1 protein-coding gene is annotated in these 1,229 nt (G+C 50.4%); it reads right to left on the bottom strand.

What is annotated here, in order from left to right; translation table 11 throughout:
- Positions 1–539: 539 nt before the first annotated feature.
- Positions 540–848 carry a hypothetical protein gene (locus tag ACN0IC_RS15360; protein WP_416879627.1) on the bottom strand — a complete coding sequence of 103 codons (309 nt, stop codon included), beginning with the start codon at positions 846–848 and terminating at the stop codon, positions 540–542.
- Between the last annotated feature and the right edge of the window lie 381 nt (positions 849–1,229).

Raw genomic sequence — 1,229 nt, 5'->3', positions numbered from 1 at the left:
ACCTCGGGCCTTCGGCCATCGGCAGCGTTAGCGTTACTGTGCCTGCGGCGCATCCGACTGAGCAACTCTGAGCAACTCTCAGGAGGAGTAGTAGTAGTAGTAGTCCGACTGCCGCATAATAGTAGTGAGATAAGTGTATTATGTATGTAGGTAATGTGTAGAATAGATTGTAATGTACAATGTACATAGAATCAAAAGTATCCTTTCTCAATCTCAGTTGCAAAATTTCTCCTTCAGCAGTGGTAACAGCGGTGGTCAGGATAGGAACGTTGACCAAACAAGAGTGTTCTCAGCTTACTACATATTTCTCAACTTCCAACTCTTTCTTGGTAGCGCACGTATTGAAGCCACACACACCAGCAGTGCCGAGTTACCAGCTCGCTCAGCTCTGCAGGTGTGGCCGCTTCTCGAGGAAGAAAACTCGATGGTCTGGTCCAAGGTTAATTAGGGGAGGAAATGGTTGCCGAAAAAGTAAGATTATAACAAACTAAAATTTGGAATTGTCCAGGCTCTGCTTGTTCTCCAGCTCAGCCTTCTTATCATCCAAATCTCCAGGGAAGGAGAAGGGTGGGATGGCCACAATCCCTGCCCCTGGCCCCTGCCCTGGCTGCATCAGTCATCTTGTAGCCGACCACCTCTCTGTGGTCCTTGTAGAAGTTGTTGTCCTCCATCTCCTCCGTGGAGACCTTGAAGCCGGACACGATCCAGCTGCCGTCCTGCTCGTAGTAGTTGTGGTCCTCCGTGACCACGTTGAATACCTCGAGGCCGCACTCATGCTTGCTGCCGACCTTGTCCAGGCTCTGCACGCTCTCCAGCTCGGCCTTCTCATCATCGGTCAGGTTCAGCATGCCACTGCTCACCTCTGGGCTCTGCTCACACTGCAGCAGCCCTGTGTTGTCGCTCTCGCCCCAGTCTTCGTCCAGCAGGCTGACCTCGCTAACCTCCAGTCACTGCCGCCTCCACAGTGGGATGCATCATTCACTTGTGATAACCCAAACTGCTGTGGGATTGACCGACGAGTCCACACAAGTCACATGGAAACACGTCCAGTTCTTCCTTGGTGGCAGAGTCATTTGTTTAATTCACTTTGTCACTATTTTCTGATTATTTACACCTTGGCTGGCCGCCGTAAAGAGCCTACGCGCTTCACGCTCTGGCTATTTACGGTGGCAAGGTCATATCTGAAACAAATAATTATAATCAGAAAGTGTGAAAATGAGGAACACGCA

Source organism: Litorimonas sp., from assembly GCA_029936425.1.
Taxonomy (GTDB): Bacteria; Pseudomonadota; Alphaproteobacteria; order Caulobacterales; family Maricaulaceae; genus Litorimonas.
The sequence above is the reverse complement of the archived record's forward strand: the minus strand, read 5'-3'. Positions and strand labels throughout refer to the sequence as shown.